Annotated in this window: 21 protein-coding genes; 6 read left to right on the top strand and 15 right to left on the bottom strand. The window is 59.0% G+C overall.

The features are described from left to right. The first annotated feature begins 49 nt into the window (after positions 1-49). A complete protein-coding gene (locus PI91_RS14615) occupies positions 50-1,051 on the top strand; it encodes a Kdo(2)-lipid IV(A) acyltransferase (RefSeq protein ID WP_039266480.1) in 1,002 nt (333 codons plus the stop codon). Between the two features lie 44 nt (positions 1,052-1,095). Here PI91_RS14615 and PI91_RS14610 read toward each other — a convergent pair whose 3' ends face one another. Then, positions 1,096-2,781 carry an NAD-dependent malic enzyme gene (locus tag PI91_RS14610; RefSeq protein ID WP_023292315.1) on the bottom strand — a complete coding sequence of 562 codons (1,686 nt, stop codon included), beginning with the start codon at positions 2,779-2,781 and terminating at the stop codon, positions 1,096-1,098. A gap of 415 nt (positions 2,782-3,196) precedes the next feature. Here PI91_RS14610 and PI91_RS14605 point away from each other — a divergent pair, with 415 nt between their 5' ends. Together PI91_RS14605 and PI91_RS14600 are read left to right on the top strand one after the other, a co-directional pair. Then, positions 3,197-4,528 carry a 2-hydroxycarboxylate transporter family protein gene (locus PI91_RS14605; protein ID WP_023327567.1) on the top strand — a complete coding sequence of 444 codons (1,332 nt, stop codon included), beginning with the start codon at positions 3,197-3,199 and terminating at the stop codon, positions 4,526-4,528. A gap of 121 nt (positions 4,529-4,649) precedes the next feature. After that, a complete protein-coding gene (locus PI91_RS14600; protein ID WP_039266479.1) occupies positions 4,650-5,291 on the top strand; it encodes a helix-turn-helix domain-containing protein in 642 nt (213 codons plus the stop codon). On the opposite strand, the gene PI91_RS14595 is transcribed toward PI91_RS14600, so the two are convergent. Continuing rightward, complete coding sequence (locus PI91_RS14595) at positions 5,284-5,583, bottom strand: helix-turn-helix transcriptional regulator (protein ID WP_008501755.1); 300 nt, start codon at positions 5,581-5,583, stop codon at positions 5,284-5,286. The genes PI91_RS14600 and PI91_RS14595 overlap by 8 nt on opposite strands. A 160-nt stretch (positions 5,584-5,743) precedes the next feature. On the opposite strand from PI91_RS14595, the gene fusA reads away from it, so the two are divergent. Continuing rightward, positions 5,744-7,843 (top strand): elongation factor G, encoded by a 2,100-nt coding sequence (gene fusA / locus PI91_RS14590; protein ID WP_021240221.1) that lies wholly within the window; start codon positions 5,744-5,746, stop codon positions 7,841-7,843. A 35-nt stretch (positions 7,844-7,878) separates the two neighbouring features. On the opposite strand, the gene PI91_RS14585 is transcribed toward fusA, so the two are convergent. Next, complete coding sequence (locus tag PI91_RS14585; RefSeq protein WP_039266478.1) at positions 7,879-8,451, bottom strand: flavin reductase family protein; 573 nt, start codon at positions 8,449-8,451, stop codon at positions 7,879-7,881. A 108-nt stretch (positions 8,452-8,559) separates the two neighbouring features. Here PI91_RS14585 and nhoA point away from each other — a divergent pair, with 108 nt between their 5' ends. Next, entirely contained in the window at positions 8,560-9,405 is an 846-nt protein-coding gene (nhoA, locus tag PI91_RS14580) for an N-hydroxyarylamine O-acetyltransferase (RefSeq protein ID WP_039266477.1), read from the top strand. Positions 9,406-9,483: 78 nt separating this feature from the next. On the opposite strand, the gene narI is transcribed toward nhoA, so the two are convergent. The 6 genes from narI to PI91_RS14550 form a co-directional block, all read right to left on the bottom strand. Further along, a complete protein-coding gene (gene narI / locus PI91_RS14575; protein WP_023292322.1) occupies positions 9,484-10,164 on the bottom strand; it encodes a respiratory nitrate reductase subunit gamma in 681 nt (226 codons plus the stop codon). After that, positions 10,161-10,856, bottom strand: coding sequence for a nitrate reductase molybdenum cofactor assembly chaperone (gene narW / locus PI91_RS14570; RefSeq protein ID WP_039266476.1), 696 nt, complete (start codon positions 10,854-10,856; stop codon positions 10,161-10,163). Before narW ends, narI begins: the two co-directional genes overlap by 4 nt. Continuing rightward, complete coding sequence (gene narH, locus PI91_RS14565) at positions 10,856-12,400, bottom strand: nitrate reductase subunit beta (RefSeq protein ID WP_008501747.1); 1,545 nt, start codon at positions 12,398-12,400, stop codon at positions 10,856-10,858. The genes narW and narH overlap by 1 nt, the downstream gene beginning before the upstream one ends. Beyond that, positions 12,397-16,137, bottom strand: a complete 3,741-nt coding sequence (locus tag PI91_RS14560; RefSeq protein WP_039266475.1) for a nitrate reductase subunit alpha — start codon at positions 16,135-16,137, stop codon at positions 12,397-12,399. The genes narH and PI91_RS14560 overlap by 4 nt, the downstream gene beginning before the upstream one ends. Positions 16,138-16,164: 27 nt before the next feature. Further along, entirely contained in the window at positions 16,165-17,553 is a 1,389-nt protein-coding gene (locus PI91_RS14555) for a NarK family nitrate/nitrite MFS transporter (RefSeq protein ID WP_025910957.1), read from the bottom strand. Positions 17,554-17,760: 207 nt separating this feature from the next. Further along, the gene (locus tag PI91_RS14550) at positions 17,761-18,336 is read right to left on the bottom strand and encodes a TetR family transcriptional regulator (protein ID WP_021240211.1); all 576 of its coding nucleotides are present in this window, start codon (positions 18,334-18,336) and stop codon (positions 17,761-17,763) included. A 117-nt stretch (positions 18,337-18,453) separates the two neighbouring features. Here PI91_RS14550 and PI91_RS14545 point away from each other — a divergent pair, with 117 nt between their 5' ends. Next, positions 18,454-19,941 carry an MFS transporter gene (locus tag PI91_RS14545; protein ID WP_039266474.1) on the top strand — a complete coding sequence of 496 codons (1,488 nt, stop codon included), beginning with the start codon at positions 18,454-18,456 and terminating at the stop codon, positions 19,939-19,941. A gap of 66 nt (positions 19,942-20,007) precedes the next feature. Here PI91_RS14545 and PI91_RS14540 read toward each other — a convergent pair whose 3' ends face one another. From PI91_RS14540 to PI91_RS14515, 6 genes are read right to left on the bottom strand one after another with little or no spacing between them, the layout of a single operon-like run. Beyond that, on the bottom strand, positions 20,008-21,234 hold the full coding sequence (locus tag PI91_RS14540) for a Zn-dependent hydrolase (RefSeq protein WP_039266473.1): 1,227 nt from the start codon (positions 21,232-21,234) through the stop codon (positions 20,008-20,010). Next, entirely contained in the window at positions 21,231-21,713 is a 483-nt protein-coding gene (locus PI91_RS14535) for an L-2-amino-thiazoline-4-carboxylic acid hydrolase (RefSeq protein WP_039266472.1), read from the bottom strand. Before PI91_RS14535 ends, PI91_RS14540 begins: the two co-directional genes overlap by 4 nt. 17 nt (positions 21,714-21,730) lie before the next feature. After that, positions 21,731-22,888 (bottom strand): branched-chain amino acid ABC transporter substrate-binding protein, encoded by a 1,158-nt coding sequence (locus PI91_RS14530; protein WP_039266471.1) that lies wholly within the window; start codon positions 22,886-22,888, stop codon positions 21,731-21,733. A 28-nt stretch (positions 22,889-22,916) separates the two neighbouring features. Continuing rightward, entirely contained in the window at positions 22,917-23,636 is a 720-nt protein-coding gene (locus PI91_RS14525; protein WP_032674860.1) for an ABC transporter ATP-binding protein, read from the bottom strand. After that, positions 23,629-24,396, bottom strand: a complete 768-nt coding sequence (locus tag PI91_RS14520; RefSeq protein ID WP_039266470.1) for an ABC transporter ATP-binding protein — start codon at positions 24,394-24,396, stop codon at positions 23,629-23,631. The genes PI91_RS14525 and PI91_RS14520 overlap by 8 nt, the downstream gene beginning before the upstream one ends. After that, complete coding sequence (locus PI91_RS14515) at positions 24,393-25,499, bottom strand: branched-chain amino acid ABC transporter permease (RefSeq protein WP_021240204.1); 1,107 nt, start codon at positions 25,497-25,499, stop codon at positions 24,393-24,395. Before PI91_RS14515 ends, PI91_RS14520 begins: the two co-directional genes overlap by 4 nt.

Raw genomic sequence — 25,499 nt, 5'->3', positions numbered from 1 at the left:
TTTCCAACAGAATCAATTAAGGACAGACACGTTAAAGGATAATTTTCTGATGACAAAATTACCCCGTTTTTCATTCGCCTTTCTTCATCCCCGTTACTGGCTAAGCTGGGCCGGCATTGCGGCTCTGTGGCTCATCATGCTGCTCCCTTATCCGCTTCTGTTCAGAATCGGTCATGGCCTGGGTCGACTGGCGATGCGCTTACTGCCTCGCCGCGTCGAGATTGCCCGCCGCAACCTGGAGCTTTGTTTTCCGGAGATGAAAAAGGATGAACGCGAGTCATTGCTACAGCGTAATTTTGAATCGGTAGGAATGGGGGTAATCGAAACCGGAATGGCATGGTTCTGGCCTGCGTGGCGGGTAAAGAAATGCTTTACCGTGCAGGGTTATGAACACATGGAAAAGGCGAGGGCGCAGGGAAAAGGCGTGGTGCTGGTAGGGATACATTTTCTGACCCTTGAGCTGGGCGCGCGGATATTTGGCATGCTTAACCCCGGTATCGGGGTCTATCGTCCTAATAACAATGCTCTGCTGGACTGGCTTCAGACGCGCGGGCGCCTGCGCGCCAACAAAACCATGCTCGATCGCCATGATTTAAAGGGCATGATCCGCGCGCTGAAGCAGAATGAAATTTTGTGGTACGCCCCGGATCACGACTATGGCAAAACCAACAGCGTGTTTGTGCCGTTCTTTGCGGTGCCGGATGCCGCGACGACGGCGGGCAGCTATATGCTGGTCAAAAGCGCTAACCCTGCCGTTATCCCCTTTGTGCCGCGCCGCAGGGCGGATGGCACCGGTTACGAGCTGATTATTCTGGAGGATATCAGCGAGGCGCTGCAGGGCGGCGATAAAGAAGCCGTGGCGACGCAGATGAACAGGGCAATTGAGCAGGCCGTACGCATGGCCCCAGAGCAGTATATGTGGCTGCACCGTCGCTTCAAAACCCGTCCTGAAGGGGTACCTGACCGGTATGCCCGTCTGAAACAGGCGGCAACTCGGGGTGATAGTCTCTCCGCCAGCGATTTTTCTGACCGCTCAGGTGTACAGCACTGACACCACAGCGATGCCCTCACCCTGCGGTGAGGGCATGACCGGCGCTACAGTGCGGATCGGCGGTACGGTGCATAGTCCGCCTGCCACCAGGTTTTCTCGATACGCGCCATCAGGGTTTCATCATCTAACGCTGGCGCCACGCCTTGTTCAATGGCGGCCCGGGCGACGGCAACGGCAATCTGGCGTGAGACCGTTTCAATCTGATCTACCGGCGGCAGTAATCCTCCTCTTTCCGTGGTCACGAGCGGAGACTGCGCGGCCAGGCTGCGGCTTGCTGCCATCAGCATCTCTTCCGTCACCCGGCGCGCGTTACAGGCCAGCACGCCAAGCCCCAGGCCCGGGAAGATATAGGCGTTGTTGCACTGGGCAATCTCATAGTGCGCATTCTCCCAGAATACCGGGGCGAACGGGCTGCCGGTGGCCACCAGCGCGGCACCCTGGGTCCAGGCGATAAGGTCCTGCGGCTGGGCTTCCGCCCGTGACGTCGGGTTCGAGAGCGGCATGATAATCGGGCGCGGACAGTGGCGATGCATCTCTTTGACGATCTCTTCGCTGAACAGCCCCGGCTGGCCTGAAACGCCGATCATCACCGTGGGATGTGCGTTCTTCACCACGTCCAGCAGGGAAATATTTTGCGAGTCTACCTGCCAGCGACTAACGGCGTCGCGCGCGGTGAGCAGGTTTTTCTGGAAATCGAGCAGGTTGGTCATATCGTCGGTCAGCAGGCCGAAGCGATCGACCATAAAGATCCGGCTGCGGGCTTCCGACTCGCTCAGGCCGTCATCGACCATCAGCGCGACAATTTTTTCAGCAATCCCGCATCCGGCAGAGCCGCTGCCCAGGAACACCACGCGCTGATCGCGAATGCGCGTCCCCGCCGCGTGCGCCGCCGCGATCAGCGTCCCGGCGGTGACGGCTGCCGTGCCCTGAATATCATCATTGAAGCAGCACAGCTGGTCGCGGTAGCGCTGCAGAAGTCGGGTGGCGTTTTTCTGCGCAAAGTCTTCAAACTGCAGGAGAACGTTGGGCCAGCGCGCCTTAACCGTGCTGATAAACATATCCATAAACTCAGCGTACTGGTCGTCGCTGATGCGCGGGTGACGCCAGCCCATGTACATTGGGTCGTCGAGGTGTTGCTGATTATTGGTGCCGACATCCAGCATAATCGGCAGGGTGGAGGCCGGATGGATCCCTCCGCAGGCGGTATACAGCGACAGCTTGCCAATCGGAATGCCCATACCGCCGATACCCTGGTCGCCGAGGCCTAAAATGCGTTCTCCGTCCGTTACCACAATCACACGAACGTCGTTGCGCGAGAAACTTTGCAGCATCTCATCAATGCGGTGGCGGTTAGGCCATGAAATAAACAAGCCGCGCGCGCGGCGATAAATCGTGGAGAAATGCTCGCAGGCTTCACCCACCGTCGGGGTATAGATAATCGGTAACGTCTCTTTCAGATGCGAACGCAGGAGGTTGTAAAAGAGGGTTTCATTGGTGTCCTGAATATTGCGCAAATAAACATGGCGGGAAATGTCGCTTTTAAAATGGCAGAACTGCACCCAGGCACGCTCCGTTTGCTCTTCAATGGTTTCAACGTTATGCGGCAATAATCCATGCAGATTAAAATTATCCCGTTCTTCCTTAATAAAGGCGAGGCCTTTATTTAATAACGGATTTTCCAGCAGTACGGCGCCATTATAAGGCGTGTACAGAACGTCTTTACGAGACATGGTTAACTCCTGAATATTTAAACGAAACAGAAATAAGACGAGCAGAAACAGTGACTTTAAGGATGATAAAGACACGGAGTTTTCTGTGTTTTGTTGGGGAGCTAATTTAGCGCTTAGCTAACGTAGCAGGAGTGATAAGGGTCACATTATTTCTGGTTTTATTAATTTCAAAAGAATTGCACTGAATGCCATGAATAACTTTAGTTACATAATAATGAATTAAATTATTTAAAAGGAAAGGGCTGTTGTGTTCACATTTCTCTTCGAAAGCCCATGTTAATTTCACGCTGAGCCTGTTTTTGAGAAAAGGCCACCAAAGTCATTATTTTCTATTTAAGAACATTTATTCGAATCAGGAATAGTTTTCCGCTTATTCCTTTCTCTGTATATCCGAACACAAATTTCAGGTGATTATATGAAAGATAATCCTGTACCGACTTCCGCGCTGTCGACCTCGCGTTTTGCTTTTGGGCTTAACACGACCGAGGTGGGCGCGGTTCCGCTGATGCTGTTCGTCGGGATTGCCGCGATTGTGGCGACGTCCGCCTGGGCAGGGCTGCTGCCGAAAAATATGATAGGCGGACTGGCGGTCATCATGACCCTTGGTTTTGCGTTTGCCAAAGTGGGCCGTCAAATCCCCGTGCTGAAGGACATCGGCGGCCCGGCGATCCTGTGTCTGATGGTGCCTTCCGTGCTGGTCTATTTTGGCGCATTCGGGAAACAAACCCTTGATACGGTGCATCTGCTGATGAAGGAGGCGAATCTGCTCTATTTCGTCATCGCCTGCCTGGTGGTCGGCAGCATCCTGGGGATGAACCGGGTGCTGCTGATCCAGGGCATGATGCGCATGTTTGTTCCGCTGGTGGCGGGAACACTGATGGCCGTGCTGAGCGGGCTTATTGTGGGAACGCTGTTTGGGTATACGCCTTACCACACCTTCTTCTTTATCATTGTCCCTATCATTGGCGGCGGAATTGGCGAGGGGATTTTGCCCCTGTCTCTGGCCTATTCGGCAATCCTGGGGCAGACGCCGGACGTCTACGTGGCGCAGCTGGCTCCCGCTGCGGTCGTCGGAAATATCTTCGCCATTATTTGTGCCGGCTCGCTGGCGCGTCTCGGGACGAAACGTCCTGCGCTTTCAGGAAACGGCATGCTCACGCGGAGTAAAGACGACGCCAGCCTGTTCGCCGGGGCGCCTGGCGCTCAGCAGACGGATTTTCATCTGATGGGCGGCGGATTGCTGATGGTGTGCGCGTTTTTCATCGTCGGAGGCTTGTTTGAAAAACTGGTCCATATTCCCGGCCCGGTGCTGATGATCCTGATTGCCGTCCTGTGTAAATACTTCAGGGTGATCCCGGCCTCAATGGAGCAGGGGGCGCACAGCTGCTATAAATTCGTTTCGGCTGCGCTGGTCTGGCCGCTGATGATCGGCCTCGGGATGCTATACGTGCCGCTCGAAAGCGTGGTGTCGGTCTTCTCGGTGGGCTATGTAGTGGTATGCGGATCGGTGGTGATTGCGATGGCGCTGAGCGGCTACGTGATTGCGTCGCGTCTGAATATGTATCCCGTGGAAGCGGCGATTGTGACCTGCTGCCACAGTGGGCTGGGCGGTACGGGAGATGTGGCCATTCTGTCCGCCTCCAACCGCATGTCGCTCATGCCATTCGCGCAGATCGCGACGCGTATTGGCGGTGCCTCAACGGTGATTTTCGCCACGCTGCTGATGGGCTGGATTATGGCGCACTGATTCGAATCGTCAGGATACTGAATCGCAACGACATTTACAGCGTGTGGCTGCGGTTCAGTCCTTTATAAAACTCACCGCGCTGTATAGAATTACCGCAGCCACAGCGACGGGATACCACACGATGACCGGAAGAGTTGATTATCAGATTGAAAAATATCTCCTGACCGAAGCTGCCGAACCGGAGCGCCTGACGCGCCAGTGGGCAGAAGTTCTGGAGGAGTGTCGTGAGCAAAAGGCCGGTGCAGAGGAGCGGCTGCGCCTCGCGTTGCTTAATGTGGATTACGTCACCAGCTTCGAGCTGCCCTTCAGGTTGCTTCTCACCCGTGCGCCCCAGTTGATTGATGCCGTCAGGAAAGAGCTTCAGCTCAGTCAGAAAAATGTTCTTTTCAATGGCAAGCGCTTTGGCTGCGTCTACAGCCTTAAACGGGATCTGGACGGCATACCTGACGAGTTTACCTATCACCTGAAGACGCGGATCCAGCGCAGTGACGCCACGGGCGCGACGGAAGCGTCTTACCGACAAATTGCCCAGCAGGTGAAAGCGCCAAAGGAACGCCTCAAACTGGCGCTGGACAACGGGCTGTCTGTAACCGCGCTCGACGGGCTTTTCTGGTTTGGCATTCAGCGCTTCGCGGCTGATGTACAACGGTTACGCAAAACAGGGATGCGGATAGTGACGTCCAACGCCGAGGTGTTCGATACGCTTACCAAAACAACCCGGCAGGTCCCGGTCTATCGCCTGGAAGGGACTGAAATTACTTAACCTGCAGCAGTATCGCCATCAACCCTGGAAAACGGGTATCCAGATCGTCTCGTCGCAATGAAATCATGTTTTCGCGTCCCTGCGGACGCTGCCAGATGACCCCGCTGTCGCGCAATACGCGCCAGTGATGGGTCATCGTGGACTTCACCACGTCCTCCGGGCGCAGCGCGTTACAGCTCAGTTCGCTGCCGTCGGCGAGCCGGCGAATAATCGATAGCCGGAGCGGGTTGCCGAGGGCAAAGAGCACATTTTCCAGCAGTATTTGTTCAGTTTCAGGGTGGTTAGGGATCATCGTTTTCCTGCGTATGGCGTCAGATTGAGCTATATCAACAATAGGTCAACCCTTAAAAAATAGTTCGATAATACTCGTACAATGGGACTATTATAGCAAACGAACGAATGCACGACCATCCTGGTCGTCACAAATACGTCATACTGACTAAGGAAATATCATGCCCCGACCCATCCCTCTCGAACGTTATCGCAACATCGGTATCTCCGCGCATATCGATGCCGGTAAAACTACCACCACCGAGCGCATCCTGTTTTATACCGGGATGAGCCACAAGCTGGGTGAAGTACACGATGGCGCGGCAACCACTGACTGGATGGCGCAGGAGCAAGAGCGCGGGATCACCATTACGTCCGCGGCGGTTAGCTGCTTCTGGCCAGGCATGGACAGAGGCTATGAGCCGCACCGGATTAACATCATCGACACCCCGGGGCACGTGGATTTCACCATTGAGGTGGAACGTTCCATGCGCGTACTCGACGGTGCCGTGATGGTGTATGACTCCGTGGGCGGCGTGCAGCCGCAGTCGGAAACCGTCTGGCGTCAGGCCAATAAATATCACGTACCGCGTCTGGCCTTCGTCAACAAAATGGACCGTCCGGGTGCCGACTTCTTCCGCGTCGTGCGGATGATGCAGGAACGCCTGAAGGCCAATCCGGTGCCGATTGTCATCCCGGTGGGTGCCGAAGATCACTTCACCGGCGTGGTGGATCTGATCAAGATGCGCACCATTCTGTGGGACGATGCGACGCAGGGCATGGTGTTTACCTATGCGCCCGTGCCGGACGATTTGGTCAGTACCGCGCAAGAGTGGCGTGAAAAAATGGTCTCTGCGGCGGCGGAAGCCAGCGATGAACTGATGGACAAGTACCTGGAAACCGGCGACCTGACGGAAGCGGAAATTATTAAAGGGCTGCGTATTCGCACCATATCGGGCGAGATCCAGCCGATGCTCTGCGGCAGCGCGTTTAAAAACAAAGGGGTGCAGCGCATGCTCGATGCGGTGATCGAGCTGATGCCGTCGCCGCTGGACGTGCCGGCCATCGATGGCGTGGATGAAAAAGGGCAGCACGCGGAGCGTCACCCGAGCGATGATGAGCCGTTCTCGGCGCTGGCGTTCAAGCTGATGAGCGATCCGTACGTCGGGCAGCTAACCTTTATCCGCGTCTACTCTGGCGTGCTGCGTAAAGGCGACGCGGTGTATAACCCGGTGAAAGGGAAGAAAGAGCGCATCGGGCGAATCGTACTGATGCATGCCAACGATCGCCACGAGGTGGACGAACTGCGCGCCGGGGATATCGCGGCCTGCGTGGGGCTGAAAGACGTAACCACCGGCGACACGCTCACCGATCCGAACGCCGTCATTACGCTTGAACGCATGGAGTTCCCGGACCCGGTGATCTCGCTGGCGATTGAGCCGAAAACCAAAGGCGACCAGGAGAAAATGGGGATCGCGCTGCAGCGTCTGGCGGCGGAAGATCCGTCTTTCCGCCTGCACACTGACGAAGAGTCCGGTCAGACCATTATTTCCGGGATGGGTGAGCTACACCTTGAGATTATCGTCGACCGCATGAAGCGTGAGTTTGGCGTCGAGGCAAATATCGGTCGTCCGCAGGTGACCTACCGTGAAACCCTGCGTAAAACGGTGAAGGACATCGAAGGCAAATTTGTCCGACAGTCCGGCGGTAAAGGGCAGTACGGCCATGTGGTCCTGAGTCTGGAGCCGCTGGAGCCCGGAAGTGGTTTTAAATTTGAAGATGCCACCAAGGGCGGCGTGGTGCCGCGCGAGTATATCCCCTCCGTTGAGAAAGGGCTGCGGGAAGCGATGAACAGCGGCGTGCTGGCGGGCTATCCGGTCGTCGATGTTAAAGCGACGCTGACGTTTGGCTCGTATCACGACGTCGACTCCTCGGAGATGGCGTTCCGCATGGCGGCGATCCTAGGCTTTAAAGAGGGCGCCCGCAGGGCGGATCCGGCGATCCTTGAGCCGATCATGCACGTGGAGGTGGAAACACCGGAAGAGTACGCCGGTAACATCATGGGCGATCTCTCTTCCCGCCGCGGCATGGTGCAGGGGATGGCAGAGCAGTACGGCAGCCAGATTATTCGCGCTGACGTGCCGCTGGCGGAGATGTTTGGTTATGCCACGACATTGCGCTCAATGTCCCAGGGACGCGCGACGTATACGATGGAGTTCCATCATTTTGCGGAAGCCCCGCGGAATGTTGCGGATGAGATTATTGCACGGCGTGCGAAGTAGTACGGTCACCCTCTCCCAATAGGGGGAGGGTTTTCTCAATCCAGCGCCTTCACCATCTTCCCGCTCGCCACAAACGTCCCGGCTCCAAGATGATGCAGGGTATTGAGCTTATCCCCGTCAAACTGCCAGCGTCCGGCAATAAACGCCCGCTCATCCGCTGCCGCTGAAACCACTTCACCAAACAGCGTGTCGTATTTCTCTGCCGCGGAGGTCACGGGTAATAACCGGCATTCCATCCACGCCAGGCATTTCTCTTCAATGACCGGCAGGCCGAGCTCCGGGCCATTCACGACCGGGATCCCGTAGCAGTTGAATTTGTCCTCGTCGCGCCCGCTGACGCTGCCCACCGCGTAAGTCCAGTTGGCCGCCGCCACGCCGGGAATGACGATGCCAAATTTCCCGCTGCGTTCGATCAGCTCGCGTGACCAGGTACTTTTATCCACGACTATCGCGATGCGCGGCGGTTCAAACTCAACGGGCATGGACCATGCGGCGGCCATAACGTTACGTCTGTCGATCGTTTTATCACGACTGGTAATCAGTACGGTAGGGCCGTGGTTCAGCAGGCGGCTGGCATGACGTAATTCAACAGGGCGAAAGTGGCTCATAGGATCTCCTCATCTGTAACGATGAGTATGACGAAAAAGCACGTAAATCAAAGTGAGCGCGTAGAATTAGTTTATAAACACAGCATCACTATCAAAGGAAACTGATATATGTCCCCCTTTCTGACCGCCTATTTCGCCCGCATCGGCTGGAAGCAACCGGCTTCTGCTGATATAGACACCCTGCGCGCACTGCATTTACATCACAACTGCGCGATCCCGTTTGAGAATATCGATGTCGTCCTGCCGCGCGAAATTCATCTCGAAGACCAGTGTCTGGTCGACAAATTGCTGACCGCCCGTCGTGGGGGATACTGCTTTGAGCAAAACGGCCTGTTTGAGCGGGTATTGCGTGACGTCGGGTTTACGGTGCGCAGCGTGCTGGGACGCGTGGTATTAGCGAGCCCGCTGCAAATGCCGCCGCGCACGCACCGCCTGCTGCTGGTGGAGCTTAACGGTGAGCGCTGGATTGCGGACGTGGGGTTTGGCGGCCAGACGCTGACGGCGCCGATTCGTTTACTCGCTAACGAGGAGCAGGAAACGCCGCACGGTCTGTATCGTCTGCTGAGCGAGGGCAACGACTGGGTGCTGCAGTTCCGCCACCACGAGCACTGGCAGTCGATGTACCACTTTGACCTGACGACGCAGTATTTCAGCGATTACGTGATGGGGAATTTCTGGTCGGCGCACTGGCCGCAGTCGCATTTCCGCCATCATCTGCTGATGTGCCGCCATCTGCCGGACGGCGGCAAGCTGACGCTGACCAACTTCAACTTTACCCACTGGCAGAACGGTCATGTGGAGGAGCAGATCCATTTGCCGGATGCGGAGGCGCTGTATAAGCTGCTGCAGGAGCGGTTTGGCCTGGGCGTTGATGACCCGAAGCACGGCTTTACCCTGGCCGAGCTGACGGCGGTGATGGCGGGGTTTGATACGCATCCGCAGGCCGGGAAATAGCCCGGTGGCGGCTACGCCTTACCGGGCCAACGGGCGTGTGAACGTAGGTCGGGTAAGGCGTAGCCGCCACCCGACAAATCAACGGCGCGATCTCACCACCTGATACCGCCGCGTAAAGTACTCAAACGGCGCGCTCCACACGTGCACCAGGCGGGTGAAGGGGAAGATGAGGAAGATCGTCATCCCCAACACCAGATGCACGCGGAAGATCGGCGCCACGCCGCTCAGCATTTCTGATGAACCGCCCTTAAACGTCACGATCCCCTGCGCCCAGCCCACCAGCTTCATCATCTCGCTTCCGTCAGGATATTGCGCGGAGAAAGGAATGGTCGATAGCCCCAGAATGCACTGTATCAGCAGGATACTCATAATGATGATATCAGGCGTGGTGGAGGTGGCACGCACCCGCTGGTTGAACAAGCGGCGAATCAGCAGCATCGACCCGCCAATCAGCGTCAGCACGCCGCAAATTCCGCCCGCAATCATGGCCAGCTGCTGCTTAACCGCGACGGGTAAAAACCAGGCGTACATCCAGTGCGGGGTTAACATGCCGAACAGGTGCCCGAAGAAGATCCCCAGAATCCCGATATGAAACAGGTTAGAGCCCCAGTTCATCCCGCGCTTGCTGAGCATCTGGCTCGACGAGGCGCGCCAGGTGTACTGCCCGTAGTCGTAGCGCAACCAGCTGCCGAGGAAAAAGACGGTGGCGCAGATGTAGGGGTAAATATCATAGAAAAACACGTTCAGGTAGTGTGTCATTTTGGGCCTCCGGCGCTGACGTCCACGTACTGCGGCGCGACGTCCTGGCTAAAGCGTCGTTGATATTGCTGCATCGGCGAGCTGTCGCACGATGTGGCGTTGTCTTCGATAAACTTCACCTGTTCCTCTTCCCACACGGCGTCCAGCGCCTGGCGGGTATCATCCCGTTTTTCATCGGACACCTGTTTCGCCACGCTGTCGCTGGAAAGCCGCGTTCCCGCCAGCGCCAGCAGGGCGTCAAACAGCTGATAGTGCGCCACGCCGCGCTGTTTCAGGCGGCCGCCAATCAGCGCCAGAATTGGTGCGACGTTTTGCAGCCCGTCACGCGCTTCGTCATCGGATACGATGCTCAGGTATTCCAGGTAGAGCGGCAGGTAGTCCGGCAGCTCGCGGCAGTCCAGCTCAAGACCCGCTTTCTCATACTGGCTCATCAGGTCGACCATCGCCTGGCCGCGATCGCGGGACTCGGCGTGAACGTGCTCGAACAGCAGCAGCGACGTCGCGCGACCGCGCTCAAACACTTCGCACCACTCGGCCTGCTTATCCAGCAGCGGGGCGCTCAGGTGCTGGCGGGCAAACGGCAGCAGCATGGGCGCGTCCTGCGCAATTAACGAAAGCGCTTCATCACGGTTTTCCCACAGGGTCTCATCGGGATACTCGATCAGCAGCGCGATGATTTTGAGGATCTGCATTACTCTCCCTCCCCGTGTTCGCGCACCTCGGTGATGTTGATCGCGTCGATGCGGCTGCTGTTGAAGAGGTTGAATTTCGTATCGGAGCCGTGGCAGCCGTCGCCGAAGGTGAAGCCGCAGCCGTTTTTCTCCGGGAAGGCGTCGCGCGCCATTTCGCGGTGGCTGGTCGGGATCACGAAGCGGTCTTCGTAGTTGGCAATCGCCAGATAGCGGTACATCTCCTCAACCTGCGCTTCGGTCAGGCCGACCTCTTCAATGGCGCGGGTATCGGTCACGCCTTCCACGGTCTGGGAACGCTTGTAGTGACGCATTGCCATCATGCGCTTCAGGGCGCGCAGCACCGGGCCGGTATCGCCCGCGCTGAGCATGTTCGCCAGATACTGCACCGGAATGCGCAGGCTTTCGACTGCGGGAAGAACGCCGTCGCTCTGCGGCAGGCCGCCGGCGTCCGCGTAGGACTGAATCGGCGACAGCGGCGGCACGTACCAGACCATCGGCAGGGTGCGGTATTCCGGGTGCAGCGGCAGAGCCAGCTTCCAGTCCATCGCCATTTTGTAGACCGGGGAACGCTGGGCGGCGTCAATCACGTTCTGCGGAATACCCTGCTTCAGCGCTTCCTCAATCACCGCCGGATCGTTCGGGTTGAGGAACACGTCGCACTGGCGCTCGTACAGATCGGTTTCATGCTCGGTGCTGGCCGCCTCCTCAATACGGTCCGCGTCATACAGCAGCACGCCGAGATAGCGGATGCGCCCGACGCAGGTTTCCGAGCAGACGGTCGGCTGGCCGGATTCAATGCGCGGGTAGCAGAAGATGCATTTTTCTGACTTGCCGCTCTTCCAGTTGAAGTAGATCTTTTTGTAGGGACAGCCGCTGATGCACAGGCGCCAGCCGCGGCATTTATCCTGGTCGATCAGCACAATGCCGTCCTCTTCGCGCTTGTAGATGGCGCCGCTCGGGCAGGTGGCCACGCAGCTCGGGTTGAGACAGTGCTCGCACAGGCGCGGCAGGTACATCATGAAGGTATTTTCGAACTGGCCGTACATCTCCTTCTGGATCTTCTGGAAGTTACGGTCGCGGGCGCGTTTTTCGAACTCGCCCCCCAGCAGCTCCTCCCAGTTGGGTCCCCAGACGATTTTGTCCATCCGCTTGCCGTCAATCAGCGAGCGCGGGCGGGCGGTAGGGAGGTGATCGCCCTCCGGCGCGCGGTGCAGATCCTGATAGTCAAAGGTAAAGGGCTCATAGTAATCGTCAATCTGCGGCAGGACGGGGTTGGCGAAAATCTTCGACAGCACGCCCATTTTGCCGCCGAGGCGTGGGGTCAGCTTGCCGTGAATGCCGCGGATCCAGCCGCCTTGCCACTCCTCCTGATCCTCCCAGTTTTTCGGGTAGCCGATCCCCGGTTTGGTCTCCACGTTGTTGAACCACGCATATTCCATCCCTTCACGCCCGGTCCAGACGTTCTTGCAGGTGACCGAGCAGGTGTGGCAGCCGATGCATTTATCGAGATTCAGAACCATGCCAACCTGTGAGCGTATTTTCATTTTTTCGCCTCCTGGACCTGATCCCGACCTTCGCCGTCCAGCCAGTTAATGTTTTTCATTTTGCGGATCATGATGAACTCGTCGCGGTTGGAGCCGACGGTGCCGTAATAGTTGAAGCTGTACGCCAGCTGGGCGTAGCCGCCGATCATATGCGTCGGTTTCGGGCAGACGCGGGTCACCGAGTTGTGGATCCCGCCGCGCCGTCCGGTCACCTCGGAACCCGGAATGTTCAGGATGCGCTCCTGAGCGTGGTACATCATGGTCATGCCCGGCGGCACGCGCTGGCTGACTACCGCGCGGGCGGTGAGGGCGCCGTTGGCGTTGAAGGCCTCGATCCAGTCGTTGTCCTCAATGCCCAGCTCGCGGGCGTCGGTTTCGCTGATCCAGACGATGGGCCCGCCGCGCGACAGGGTCTGCATCAGCAGGTTTTCGCTATAGGTGGAGTGAATGCCCCATTTCTGGTGCGGCGTCAGGAAGTTGAGCGCTTTTTCCGGGAAGCCGTTCGGCGGGATCTCGCGCATATGGGTGACGCTGCGGGTGTCAATCGGTGGACGATAGGCCACCAGGCTCTCTCCGAACGCGCGCATCCAGGGATGATCCTGATACAGCTGCTGGCGGCCAGACAGCGTGCGCCACGGGATCAGCTCGTGAACGTTGGTATAGCCCGCGTTATAGGAGACGTGCTCGCTCTCCAGGCCGGACCAGGTCGGGCTGGAGATGATTTTACGCGGCTGCGCCTGGATATCGCGGAAGCGGATCTTCTCATCTTCCTTGTTCAGCGCCAGATGGGTGTGATCGCGCCCGGTCAGCTCGCCGAGCGCTTCCCAGGCCTTCACCGCCACCTGGCCGTTGGTTTCCGGCGCGAGGGCGAGGATCACCTCGGAGGCATCAATGGCGGTTTCAATGCGCGGTCGGCCTTTCGACGGGCCGTCGAGCTTGACGTAGTTGAGCTTGCCGAGGAAATCCACCTCGTTCTGGGTGTTCCACGATATGCCTTTTCCGCCGTTGCCGAGTGTGTCCATCAGCGGGCCGAGGGCGGTGAAGCGTTCGTAAGTTTCCGGGTAGTTCCGCTCGACGACCGCGATGTTCGGGGCCGTTTTCCCGGGGATCAGATCGCATTCCCCTTTGCGCCAGTCCTGAATATCAAACGGCTGCGACAGTTCCGCCGGGGAGTCGTGCTGTAACGGCTGCAACACCACGTCGGTTTCGGTGCCCAGGTGGCCGACGCAGACCTCGGAGAAAACTTTGGCGATGCCCTTGTAGATCTCCCAGTCGCTGCGCGATTCCCACGCCGGGTCGACGGCGGCAGAGAGCGGGTGAATAAACGGGTGCATGTCCGAGGTATTCATATCGTCTTTTTCATACCAGGTGGCGGTCGGCAGAACGATATCCGAGAACAGGCAGGTGCTGGACATGCGGAAGTCGAGCGTTACCAGCAGGTCCAGCTTGCCCTCGATGGCGGCGGTCTGCCACTCCACTTCCTCAGGCTTCACGTCGTCGGTTGAGCCTAAATCCTCGCCCTGAATCCCGCTCTCGGTGCCGAGCAGGTATTTCAGCATGTACTCATGGCCTTTCCCGGACGAGCCGAGCAGGTTAGAGCGCCAGACGAACAGGTTGCGCGGGTGGTTCTTACCGTTGTCCGGCTGCTCGCAGGCGAAGCGGATATCGCCCGATTTTAACGCCTGAACGGTGTACTCCTGCGGCGTGATGCCCGCCGCGTCCGCGCGGGCCTTGATGTGCAGCGGGTTGAGGTTGAGCTGCGGCGCCGACGGCAGCCAGCCCATGCGCTCGGCGCGGACGTTGAAATCAATCAGGTGGCCGGTGAACCTCGAGGCGTCCGCCAGCGGGGAGAGCAGCTCCTGCGCGGTCAGCTTCTCGTAGCGCCACTGGCTGGCGTGGTTGTAGAAGAAGGAGGTGCTGTTCATCTGGCGCGGCGGACGGTTCCAGTCCAGCGCGAAGGCCAGCGGCAGCCAGCCGGTTTGCGGGCGCAGCTTCTCCTGGCCGACATAGTGCGACCAGCCGCCGCCGCTCTGCCCGACGCAGCCACAGAAGACCAGCATGTTGATCATCCCGCGGTAGTTCATGTCCATGTGGTACCAGTGGTTCACCCCTGCACCGAGAATGATCATCGACCGGCCGTGGGTTTTGTGCGCCGTGTCGGCAAACTCGCGGGCGATTTTTTCAATCAGCCTGGCGGGCACGCCGGTGATCTGCTCGCCCCAGGCGGGGGTATAGGCTTTGACCTGGTCATAGCTCTCTGCGGCGTTGCTGTCCTCCAGACCGCGATCGAGACCGTAGTTCGCCATCACCAGATCGTAAACGCTGACTACCCGTTTCTCGCTGCCGTCGGCAAGCGTCAGGGTTTTGCTCGGCACGCGGCGCGTCAGCACCGGATCCTGCTTCACGCTGCGGAAATGCGGGTTCTCGTTGCCGCCAAAGTAGGGGAAGGCGACATCGGCCACGCTGTCGTGGGTGATGAGCAGCGACAGCGTCAGTTCGGTGTCGTGGCCCGCAGCCTGTGGCTCCAGGTTCCATTTGCCTTTTTCTCCCCAGCGAAAGCCGATGGAGCCGTTTGGTACTACCAGGTTTCCGGCAATATCAAAGGCGACGGTCTTCCACTCCGGGTTATTGGCTTCCCCCAGCCCGTCGACAAGGTCCGAGGCGCGCAGCATACGCCCAGGCACCACGTGACCGTCTTCCTGCTCGTCCAACAGCACCAGCATCGGCATATCGGTATAGCGGCGGCAGTAGTTGAGGAAGTAATCGCTCGGGTTATCGAGGTGGAACTCTTTGAGGATCACGTGGCCCATCGCCATGGCGAGGGCGCTGTCGGTGCCCTGTTTGGGGGACAGCCACTGGTCGCTCAGCTTCGCGACTTCCGAGAAGTCCGGCGTGATGGCGACGGTTTTGGTGCCCTTGTAGCGCACCTCGGTGAAGAAATGGGCGTCCGGAGTACGCGTCTGCGGCACGTTCGAGCCCCAGGCAATGATGTAGCTGGAGTTGTACCAGTCGGCGGACTCCGGCACGTCGGTCTGCTCGCCCCAGGTCATCGGCGACGCCGGCGGCAGGTCGCAGTACCAGTCGTAGAAGCTCAGGCAGGTACCGCCCAGCAGGGAAAGATAGCGCGTGCCGGCGGCGTAGGAGACCATCGACATCGCCGGAATAGGGGAAAAACCGGCCACGCGGTCCGGACCATAGTTTTTGATGGTCCAGACGTTGGCGGCGGCAATCAGCTGGTTCAGCTCTTTCCAGTTCGAGCGTATAAACCCGCCTTTACCCCGCGCCTTCCTGTAGCTTTGCGCCTTTTGCGGATCGCTCTGGATGGCGTCCCAGGCCAGCACCGGATCGGTATGCTGCGCCAGCGCCTCGCGCCACAGCTCAATCAGCCTGCGGCGCACCAGCGGGTATTTAAGACGGTTGGCGCTATAGAGATACCACGAGTAGCTCGCCCCGCGCGGGCAGCCGCGCGGTTCGTGGTTGGGCAGGTCAGGGCGGGTGCGCGGATAGTCGGTCTGCTGGGTTTCCCAGGTCACGAGGCCGTTTTTAACGTAAATCTTCCAGCTGCAGGAGCCGGTACAGTTCACGCCGTGGGTGGAGCGCACGATCTTGTCGAACTGCCAGCGCTGACGGTAGCCGTCCTCCCAGTCGCGGTTGGTGTTATATACCTGCCCGTGCCCGTTGGCGAAGCTGTCCCCCTTTGTTTTGAAATAACGAAAGCGATCCAACAGTTTGCTCATGACATTTCTCCTGCTTCGGACGTGTAGTTATTCTTGTTTTGCGGATTTGCGGCCATACACCAGCCAGGTAACGAGCACGCAGACGATGTAAAACACGAGGAACACCTTCATGGCGCCGACCGGCGATCCGGTCATCGCCAGCGAGGTGCCAAAGGCTTTGGGAATGAAGAACCCGCCAACGGCGCCGATAGCGGAGATAAAGCCCAGCGCGGCGGCGGTTTCTGTCACCGCTTCGTGCTGCGCCTGCTCGTCCGTGCCGCCCTGCTTTTTGACGCGGTCGAGCGTGATTTGGCGGAAGATAATCGCGATCATCTGGAAGGTGGATCCGCTGCCGAGCCCGGCGGTGAGGAACAGCCCCATAAAGACCAGATAGAACGCGACGAAGCTGCCGGAGCCAGAGCCGGGCAGCGTCAGGAAGATCAGGGCGCTGAAGAGGGCCATAAAGACGAAGTTAATCAGCGTGACCCGCACGCCGCCCAGTTTGTCAGAGATCATTCCGCCCGCTGATCGCGCCAGCGCACCGATTAGAGGGCCAAAGAAGGCGAGGTGCAGAATGTTGACGTCCGGAAACTGGGTTTTTGACAGCATGGCAAAGCCCGCCGAGAAGCCGATAAACGAGCCGAAGGTCGCCAGATAGAGCAGGCTCAGCAGCCAGAGATGAAAGCGCTTCAGCACCGGGAGCTGGCTGGCGATAGAGGCCTTGGAGCTGGCGATATCGTTCATTCCAAAGAAGGCCGCAAGGGTGGCCAGCAGCAGCAGCGGCGCCCATATCCAGGCCGCATTGGCCAGCCACAGGGTGGAACCGTCATCCTGCGGTACGCCCTCCACGCCCAGGAAGGTAAACATCGGCAGGAAGATCACCAGCGGCGCGACCAGCTGCATCACGCTGACGCCCAGGTTGCCGAGCCCGCCGTTAATACCGAGCGCGCTACCCTGTTTTGCTTTGGGGAAGAAGAAGCTGATGTTGCCCATGCTGGAGGCAAAGTTGGCGCCTGCAAAGCCGCAGAGCAGGGCAATCACGATAAAGATCCAGTAAGGCGTCGCGGTGTTCTGAATGGCCATCCCCAGCCAGACGCAGGGAATGATCAGGATGACGGTACTCAATACCGTCCAGTATCGTCCGCCAAATATGGGCACCATAAACGAATAGGGGACGCGCAATATCGCGCCGGAGAGAGAAGGTAATGCCGTTAGCATAAAAAGTTGATCGGTGGTGAAATTAAATCCGACTTTATTCAGATTGACGGCAATGGCGCTAAATAACATCCAGACGCAAAACGCTAACAGCAAACAGGCGACGGAAATCCACAGGTTTCTTCGCGCGATATGTTTTCCTTTGTTTTCCCAAAATTGCACATTTTCCGGTTTCCAGTTACTTAACAGATGCGGATTACTCTTCTCACTTTGTTGTGACATATCACCCTCTTGCTCGCCAGAATGAAGAGAAAACAAATGAAAACAGTTAGATAGATGTGAGTGTGCTGGTTGGTTTATTGGATGTTTTTGGATACAACTGAAAGGATAGATAAAAAAGCGAACCCCTGAGATTCGAAAGGAAATATGGGTTCGCTTAATGTGTTACTAATTGTAAAACTCGCGGTAAATAATACTCCGTTGGGAGTATTAACCCAATTCGAGGGAGATAAGTTTATCGAGATGCTTATTAAACGCCGCATCGTCCATTTCGGGCATATTTAAAATCGTTATCCCATCAAGCCCACAAACCAGCCCGATCAATCGCCAGGCAATATTTTCCGCGCGATCGGTAAGCGTAAAGGCGTTGGCCTCCGCCCCGGCGCGGATAATCGCCACGGTCTCCTGATGCCACATCTCCATGGTCAGGGCGTAAGCCGCGTTGATTTCAGGATCCCGGCTGGCGAGAATTTGAGCTTCCCGCCAGAGGCGAATGTAAGGCTCAAGCCCGCCGTCGTCACTGCCGAGCATGCTGTGCAGCCGTTCCCGCCAGCTGGCGTTTTCACCCACCACGTCGGCATCCAGCAGCTCGCGGATCACGCGCACAAAGGCCAGCGATTTTAGCTCGCCGCCGGAGGCGAAGTGGTGGTGGACCTGTCCGGTCGCGACGCCCGCTTCTGCGGCAATTCGCCGTACCGTCATGGCTGCCAGCCCCTCGGCCAGCGCTACGCGCATCGCGGCCTGCAGGATCGCTTCCCGTCTCTCTTCCTTGCTCAAATATTGCATTTTTTCACTACTCTCAATAGGAATGAAACGAGTGTAACAAAAAGCTGGACACGCGTTCAACTTTACGTAGGATCGCAATCTGGACATGTGTCCAGGTTTGAGATGAAAAGGAAATTTATGTTTCGTCAGTGGTTAGCGTTAGTGATTATCGTGCTGGTGTATATCCCGGTGGCGATTGACGCGACGGTGCTGCACGTAGCGGCGCCGACATTGAGCATGACGCTGGGCGCCAGCGGCAATGAACTATTGTGGATCATCGATATTTACTCGCTGGTGATGGCGGGAATGGTGCTGCCGATGGGCGCCCTGGGTGACCGCATCGGTTTTAAACGGTTGTTGATGATCGGCAGCACGCTGTTTGGCCTGTCATCGCTGGCGGCAGCGTTTGCTCCCTCAGCAGGGTGGCTGATCGCGGCGCGCGCCTCGCTGGCGATTGGTGCGGCCATGATCATTCCTGCCACTCTGGCGGGGATCCGCACGCTCTTTACCGACGCGAAAGATCGCAACATCGCGCTCGGCGTCTGGGCGGCGGTCGGTTCCGGCGGGGCAGCGTTTGGCCCGCTGATTGGCGGTATGCTGCTGGAGCATTTTTACTGGGGATCGGTGTTTTTGATCAACGTACCGATTGTGCTGGTGGTGGTGTCGCTGGCCGCGCGTTTTGTCCCCCGTCAGCAGGGCCGACCGGAGCAGCCGCTGAATATCAGCCATGCCATCATGCTGATTGTGGCGATTTTGCTGCTGGTCTACAGCGCCAAAACCGCGCTTAAGGGCGCTCTGGCGCCGTGGCAGGTGGCGTGTACCCTGCTGACGGGTGCCGTGATGCTGTTTATTTTTGTGCGCATCCAGCTGCGCGCCCGCGTGCCGATGATCGACATGCGCCTGTTCTGTCACCGCATCATTTTAAGCGGCGTGGTAATGGCGATGACGGCGATGATCGCCCTGGTGGGCTTTGAATTGCTGATGGCGCAGGAACTGCAGTTTGTCCATGGCTTTACGCCGTTCGAGGCGGGCATGTTTATGCTCCCGGTAATGGTGGCCAGCGGGTTCAGCGGACCGATTGCCGGTGTGCTGGTGGGCCGTCTGGGGCTACGCATTGTCGCTGCGGGTGGCATGGGGCTGAGCGCGGTCAGCTTTATCGGCCTGTCGACGCTCGACTTCAGCACGCAGCAGTGGCAGGCGTGGGGGCTGATGGTGCTGCTCGGCTTCAGTGCCGCCAGCGCGCTGCTGGCCTCGACCTCGGCCATTATGGCGGCCGCGCCGAAAGAGAAGGCGGCTGCCGCCGGAGCCATTGAAACCATGTCCTATGAGCTGGGGGCCGGGCTGGGGATCGCCATTTTTGGTCTGCTGTTGACCCGCAGCTTCTCGGCGTCGATTGCGCTGCCGCAGGGGCTGCATGCCTCGCTCGTCGATAAAGCCTCGTCATCGATTGGTGAAGCGATGAAGGTGGCGCAGGAACTGACGCCGTCCCTCGCGGAGCCGGTGATTGAGGCGGCGAAAAGTGCGTTTATTACTTCCCACAGCGTGGCGCTGGGGAGTGCGGGCGGAATGCTGTTGCTGCTGGCTGTCGGGATCTGGTTCAGCCTGGCGAAGGTGCCGAAGGGGTAAAACACGCCCGGTGGCGCTGCGCTTACCGGGCCTGCGGGCGCGGTTGTCCGAGCCGCGCCACTCGGTTTATTGTTCCTGGGCCGCGGCCAACACGCTGTGCAACAGCACGTTCGCCCCTTTTTCCGACCACTCCGGCAGGATCCTTTCCGCTTCGTTATGGCTGATGCCCTTCACGCAGGGGATAAAAATCATGCTGGCAGGGGCAATTTTGCTCACATAGCAGGCGTCGTGTCCCGCGCCGGAGACCATCGGTTTCGCCGAGTAGCCCAGTTCCGCCACGGCCTTCTCCGTGCGGGCCAGACATTCGGCATCAAACGCGATGGGCGCGTAGTCAAAGATGCGCTCAACGACAGCCGCCACCCCGCGCAGGCTCAGGCTTTCAGCCACCTTATGCAGCGCTGCCTCCATGGCTTCCAGCGCCGTCAGCGCCGGATGGCGAAACTCCACGCTGCAGACCACCCGAGACGGCACGACGTTGCGCGAGTTTGGCGTAACCTGCGCCATACCGATCGTCGCCCGTCCGTCCGGCGCATGCCGATAGCCAATCTCCTCCACCTTCAGCGCCAGCTCCGCGAAGGCGGTCAGCGCGTCGCGGCGGCTGTGCATCGGCGTCGTTCCTGCGTGGGCGGCAAACCCGTCCAGCGTCAGGGTAAACCAGCGCTGGCCCATTGCCGCGCGGACGAGCCCGATATCCAGACCTTCGTCTTCCAGAATCGGGCCCTGCTCGATGTGCAGCTCGTAGCAGGCGTAAACCGGAAACGCACGGGCAGGGGCTTCACCCCGGTAGCCGATGTTATCCAGGGCTTCACCCACGGTGATGCCATCGTGATCGGCGCGGGCATGGGCGTACGCTTCGCTAAATTGCCCCGTCCAGACCCCAGAAGAGAGCATGGCTGGCGCGAAGCGCGCGCCTTCTTCGTTGGTCCAGTTGACCAGCACAACGTCACGTTCCGTCTCAATGTGATGGTCGTTGAGCGTTCGCAGCAGCTCCAGCCCGGCCAGCACGCCGTAAACCCCGTCGTAGTTCCCCCCCAGCGGCTGCGTATCCACGTGCGAACCGGTCATGACCGGGGCAAGCTGCGGATTTTTCCCCGCACGACGGATAAACATGTTGCCCATGCTGTCGAGGTCACAGGTAAAACCGGCGTCCAGCGCCCAGTCGCGAAGCAGATGACGCGCAACGCGATCTTCCTCGCTCAGTGCCAGACGGGTGACGCCACCGGCGGGCGTGCCGCCGATCTGCGCCATCATCTCAAGCGTTGACCACAGCCGTTCGGCGTTGACGCGGATCATGGCTTGTCCTTACTGCTGCGGTAACGGAAATCACAGCACGCGCCGCCCTGCATAATGGTGGTGGTGCGGGTTAGCTCTACGTCGGGCGCATAGCCCACGATGAATTTTTCATCGCGCGCGCAGGAGAGCAGGTGACCAATTTCGCCCAGCCCCATCTCGTGGTACATCTCCGCGTAGCGACAGCGGGTCACGTTGTAGTTGTACTGCTGGTCGTCGGCGTCAATCACCTTCACCTCCAGGGCGTTATCTTTCTCCCACAGATACTGCAGGGCGATAAAGCTCTTGATGTTTGCGCCGTTGGGTTCTTTGCTGGCAAACCCTTTGCCAGCATCAATCGCGGCCTGCTCAATGGCCTCACCAATCACCGCCTGGGCACGGTCTTTCCCTATCTCGCGCACCAGGATTTCATAAATTGGCTTAATAATTTCGGCTTCAATTTTGCGGCGGGCGAGAATGCCCAGCTCGTTATAATCACTCATCACATTGCCTCGCTGCGTTACTTCGCTTTTGCGCCGCCCAGCACGGTCTGCGGCTGCCATTTGCCGTCGACAACCTTATACACCGTGAACGACGGCGATTTCAGGTTGCCCTCTTTATCAAACGCGATCTGTCCGGTCACGCCGGAGTAGCTGATGGCGCGCAGGGCGGGCAGATAGTCGGACGGCTCAACGGAGTCTGCTTTTTCCATCGCCGCCACCAGCACGCGGGTGGCGTCATAGGCGAACGGGGCGTGCAGTTCGATATGGGTGTGGTAGCGGGACTGGTACGCCTGCTCGAACGCTTTACCACCCGGCATCTGGTCAACGGGCAGACCCGGCTCCAGCGCCACAACGCCTTCGCCTTCTTTCTGCGCCAGCTTCAGGAACGTCTGGCTGACGAATCCGCCTGCGCCCATCAGCGTGGCATTCATGCCCAGCTGTTTGATGCGGCGAGCCAGCGGTGCGGCCTGGCTGTCGACGCCGCCGAAGAAGATCAGATCGGCGTTTTTACTGCGGATAGCGGTCAGTACGGCGCTGAAATCGACCGTTTTGTCATCCACGTACTGACGATCGACAATTTTCACGCCCTGGGCTTCCAGCGATTTAATAAACTGGTCTGCAAGCCCCTGACCGAAGGCGGTGCGGTCGTCGATCACCGCAATGCGTTTGGCTTTCAGGGTGTTAACCGCGTACTGACCGGCGAGCTGACCGCCGTCATCGTCGTGGCCCATCACGCGGAAGCTGGTGTCAAAACCCTGCTGGGTATAGGCATGACCGGTTGCGACCGGTGCCACCTGGGCGATTCCTGCATCGTGATAAATGCGGGCCGCAGGAATGCTGGTGCCGGTGTTCCAGTGGCCGACCACGCCCGCCACATCGCTGTCCACCAGACGCTGCGCGACGGCCACGGCGGTACGCGGGTCGGACTGATCGTCTTCGGACTGCAGTTTGAAGGTGACCGCTTTGCCGCCGATAGTCGGGTGCTGCTTGTTGATGTCGTCAATGGCCAGCTGCGCGCCGTTCTCCAGATCTTTCCCGATACGGGCAGATGGGCCGGTCAGCGGGCCTGCCAGACCGATGACCACGGTTTCACCGTCAGCGGCCCACGTGGCCGTCGAGGCAAAGCTGCCGAGGAGAATAGCGGCGCTGAGCGCACTGATTTTTACTGTTTTCATTGTATTTCCCTGATGTTGGCTGGTGTGGTTAAACGGGCATTTCGCCCAAATAAATCTGTGCAATCTGGTCGTCGTTGAGCAGCGCTTTCGATTCGCCATGATGAACAATGCTGCCGCTGTCCATCACCCACGCGCTGTCGGTCACCTCCAGCGCGAGCCGGGCGTTTTGTTCGATAAGCAGCAGGGCGACGCCGCGCTCGCGTAGCCCGGCAATAACGGCAAATATGTTCTCGACCATCTTCGGGGCAAGGCCCATTGACGGCTCGTCGAGGATCAGCAGGCGCGGGCGGCTGAGCAGGGCGCGGTTAAGGGCCAGCAGCTGTTGCTCGCCGCCGGACAGCAGCCCGGCAAGCTGATGCTGGCGCTCGCCCAGACGCGGGAAGCGCTCGAAAATTTCGTTCATCTCGCGCCTGACGGTGACAGTGTCACGCCTGAGCCAGGCGCCCATCTGCAGGTTTTCCAGCACCGTCATGCGGGAGAAGATCCCGCGGCCCTCCGGGACCATCACCAGCCCGTCGCGAAGCAGGGTCTCCGGACTCTGTTTACGCACCGCTTTACCGTTGAAGTCAATGCTGCCGCTAAAGCTTTCCAGCCCGGTAATGGCGCGCACGGTGGAACTTTTCCCCGCGCCGTTAGCGCCAATCAGCGTAGCCTGTTCGCCCTCGCGCAGGGTAAAGGAGACATCGCGTACGGCCTGAATGCCGCCGTAATGCACGTCCAGACGTTCTACCTTCAGTAATTCAGACATGGGCGTGACCTCCAAGCCAGGCGGCGACCACTGCCGGGTCGCGCCGCACGCTTTCCGGCGTGCCGCTGGCGAGCGTTTTTCCGTAATCAAGGACCGTCAGGCGATCGCAGATGCCCATCACCAGCTTGACGTCATGCTCAATCATCAGCAGGGTTTTGCCGTCATCGCGGATGCGGATGAGCAGCTCGCCGAGCGCCACTTTTTCCGCCGCGTTCATCCCGGCAGCGGGTTCATCCAGCGCCAGCAGCAGCGGATCCGTTGCCAGCGCGCGGGCGATTTCAAGCCGACGCTGATGGCCATAGGCCAGGTCGCAGGCGCGATAGTGGGCGAACTGCGCAATGCCGGTATAGTCCAGCCAGTGCCAGGCCAGCTCGCGGGTCTGCTTCTCTTCCTCGCGGGCGCGTTTGTGGCGGCTCAGCGCGGCCCACAGGCCGTTACGGGTGCGCACGTGGCGGCCCACCATCACGTTTTCCAGCACCGACATCTCGTTGAAGAGGCGCACGTTCTGGAAGGTGCGGGCAATCCCGGCGGCGGTCACTTTCTCTATCTGCTTCGGGAAGTAGGGCTTATCGGCAATCGAAAATTCGCCGCTGTCCGCCGGATAAAGCCCGGTGATCAGGTTAAAGCAGGTGGTTTTTCCCGCGCCGTTGGGGCCGATCAGCCCGTAGATCTCGCCTCTGTTCACGGTAATCGAAACGTCATCCACGGCAGTCAGCCCGCCGAAGCGTTTTCTCATGTTGCGTACGGTTAACAGACTCATGCCTTCACCTCCTTGTGGCGTACCGGCCAGATGCCGGACGGGCGCACCAGCATCACCAACACCAGCGCCAGGCCGTAAAACAGCTGGCGCAGCACTTCAGGGTCAATCAGCACCGTACCGAACAGCGCCTGCTGCACCGGCGCTGCCTGGCTGCGCAGCAGTTCCGGCAGGGCGGTAAGCAGTACCGCGCCCAGGATCACGCCCGGAATGTGCCCCATACCGCCCAGCACCACCATCGCCAGTACGGCAATCGATTCCTGTAACGTGAAGGATTCCGGGGAGACAAAGCCCTGAAACGCGCCGAAAAGCGCACCCGCCACGCCGCCAAAGGAGGCGCCCATCGCAAAGGCGAGCAGCTTATAGTTACGCACGTTGATGCCCATCGCACGGGCCACATCTTCATCCTCGCGGATGGCGTGCCAGGCGCGGCCGATACGGGAATGCTGCAGGCGCAGGCAGACGAAGACGATCGCGATAATCACCAGCATCAGCAGGTAGTACCACAGCCACAGCGCGGGTACTTTGAAACCAAACCAGTGGTATACGCCGCTGAACTTCAGGCCGAACAGGTTCAGCGTATCCACTCCGGTTATGCCCTTTGCGCCGTTGGTGATGTTCACCGGACGGTCGAGGTTACGCATCAGGATGCGGATAATTTCGCCAAAGCCGAGGGTCACTATCGCCAGGTAGTCCCCGCGCAGCTTGAGCGTAGGAGCACCGAGTAAAATCCCGCAGACGGCCGCGACGAGGGCGGCCAGCGGAATAATGAGCAGATACGAGGTATGCAGCCCCTCCGGGAACCAGACGCCGAGGATCGGGAACACCTCCAGCAGGTGCGGGGAAGCCATCAGTGCCGCGAGGTAGGCGCCGACCGCGTAAAAGGCGATAAAGCCCATGTCCAGCAGGCCGGTATAGCCCACCACAATGTTAAGCCCGAGCGCCAGCATGATGTAGAGCAGGGCGAAGTCGATGACGCGCACCCAGTAGTTGCCGCCAAGCTGCGTGGCCACCACGGGCGCAATCAGCAGCGCGAGGCAGAACAGGCTCATGCCTGACCAGAATTTGCGCGTCGTCGCCGGGGTCTGGAGTTGAAGTGTTGTCAT

It is taken from the genome of Enterobacter sp. FB, from assembly GCF_000805795.1.
In the GTDB taxonomy this organism is placed as follows: Bacteria; Pseudomonadota; Gammaproteobacteria; order Enterobacterales; family Enterobacteriaceae; genus Enterobacter; species Enterobacter roggenkampii.
This window is presented reverse-complemented; position numbering and strand designations above follow the sequence as displayed.

Coding starts and splice junctions, on each gene's coding strand:
- PI91_RS14585 (WP_039266478.1), bottom strand. CDS start 8,451: ATGAGCCACTTTCGCCCTGTTGAATTACGTCATGCCAGCCGCCTGCTG.
- PI91_RS14560 (WP_039266475.1), bottom strand. CDS start 16,137: ATGAGCAAACTGTTGGATCGCTTTCGTTATTTCAAAACAAAGGGGGAC.
- PI91_RS14615 (WP_039266480.1), top strand. CDS start 50: ATGACAAAATTACCCCGTTTTTCATTCGCCTTTCTTCATCCCCGTTAC.
- narH (WP_008501747.1), bottom strand. CDS start 12,400: ATGAAAATACGCTCACAGGTTGGCATGGTTCTGAATCTCGATAAATGC.
- PI91_RS14605 (WP_023327567.1), top strand. CDS start 3,197: ATGAAAGATAATCCTGTACCGACTTCCGCGCTGTCGACCTCGCGTTTT.
- PI91_RS14555 (WP_025910957.1), bottom strand. CDS start 17,553: ATGTCACAACAAAGTGAGAAGAGTAATCCGCATCTGTTAAGTAACTGG.
- PI91_RS14515 (WP_021240204.1), bottom strand. CDS start 25,499: ATGACAACACTTCAACTCCAGACCCCGGCGACGACGCGCAAATTCTGG.
- PI91_RS14520 (WP_039266470.1), bottom strand. CDS start 24,396: ATGAGTCTGTTAACCGTACGCAACATGAGAAAACGCTTCGGCGGGCTG.
- PI91_RS14525 (WP_032674860.1), bottom strand. CDS start 23,636: ATGTCTGAATTACTGAAGGTAGAACGTCTGGACGTGCATTACGGCGGC.
- nhoA (WP_039266477.1), top strand. CDS start 8,560: ATGTCCCCCTTTCTGACCGCCTATTTCGCCCGCATCGGCTGGAAGCAA.
- PI91_RS14535 (WP_039266472.1), bottom strand. CDS start 21,713: ATGAGTGATTATAACGAGCTGGGCATTCTCGCCCGCCGCAAAATTGAA.
- narI (WP_023292322.1), bottom strand. CDS start 10,164: ATGACACACTACCTGAACGTGTTTTTCTATGATATTTACCCCTACATC.
- PI91_RS14595 (WP_008501755.1), bottom strand. CDS start 5,583: ATGATCCCTAACCACCCTGAAACTGAACAAATACTGCTGGAAAATGTG.
- PI91_RS14530 (WP_039266471.1), bottom strand. CDS start 22,888: ATGAAAACAGTAAAAATCAGTGCGCTCAGCGCCGCTATTCTCCTCGGC.
- PI91_RS14600 (WP_039266479.1), top strand. CDS start 4,650: ATGACCGGAAGAGTTGATTATCAGATTGAAAAATATCTCCTGACCGAA.
- PI91_RS14540 (WP_039266473.1), bottom strand. CDS start 21,234: ATGATCCGCGTCAACGCCGAACGGCTGTGGTCAACGCTTGAGATGATG.
- PI91_RS14550 (WP_021240211.1), bottom strand. CDS start 18,336: ATGCAATATTTGAGCAAGGAAGAGAGACGGGAAGCGATCCTGCAGGCC.
- narW (WP_039266476.1), bottom strand. CDS start 10,856: ATGCAGATCCTCAAAATCATCGCGCTGCTGATCGAGTATCCCGATGAG.
- PI91_RS14610 (WP_023292315.1), bottom strand. CDS start 2,781: ATGTCTCGTAAAGACGTTCTGTACACGCCTTATAATGGCGCCGTACTG.
- PI91_RS14545 (WP_039266474.1), top strand. CDS start 18,454: ATGTTTCGTCAGTGGTTAGCGTTAGTGATTATCGTGCTGGTGTATATC.
- fusA (WP_021240221.1), top strand. CDS start 5,744: ATGCCCCGACCCATCCCTCTCGAACGTTATCGCAACATCGGTATCTCC.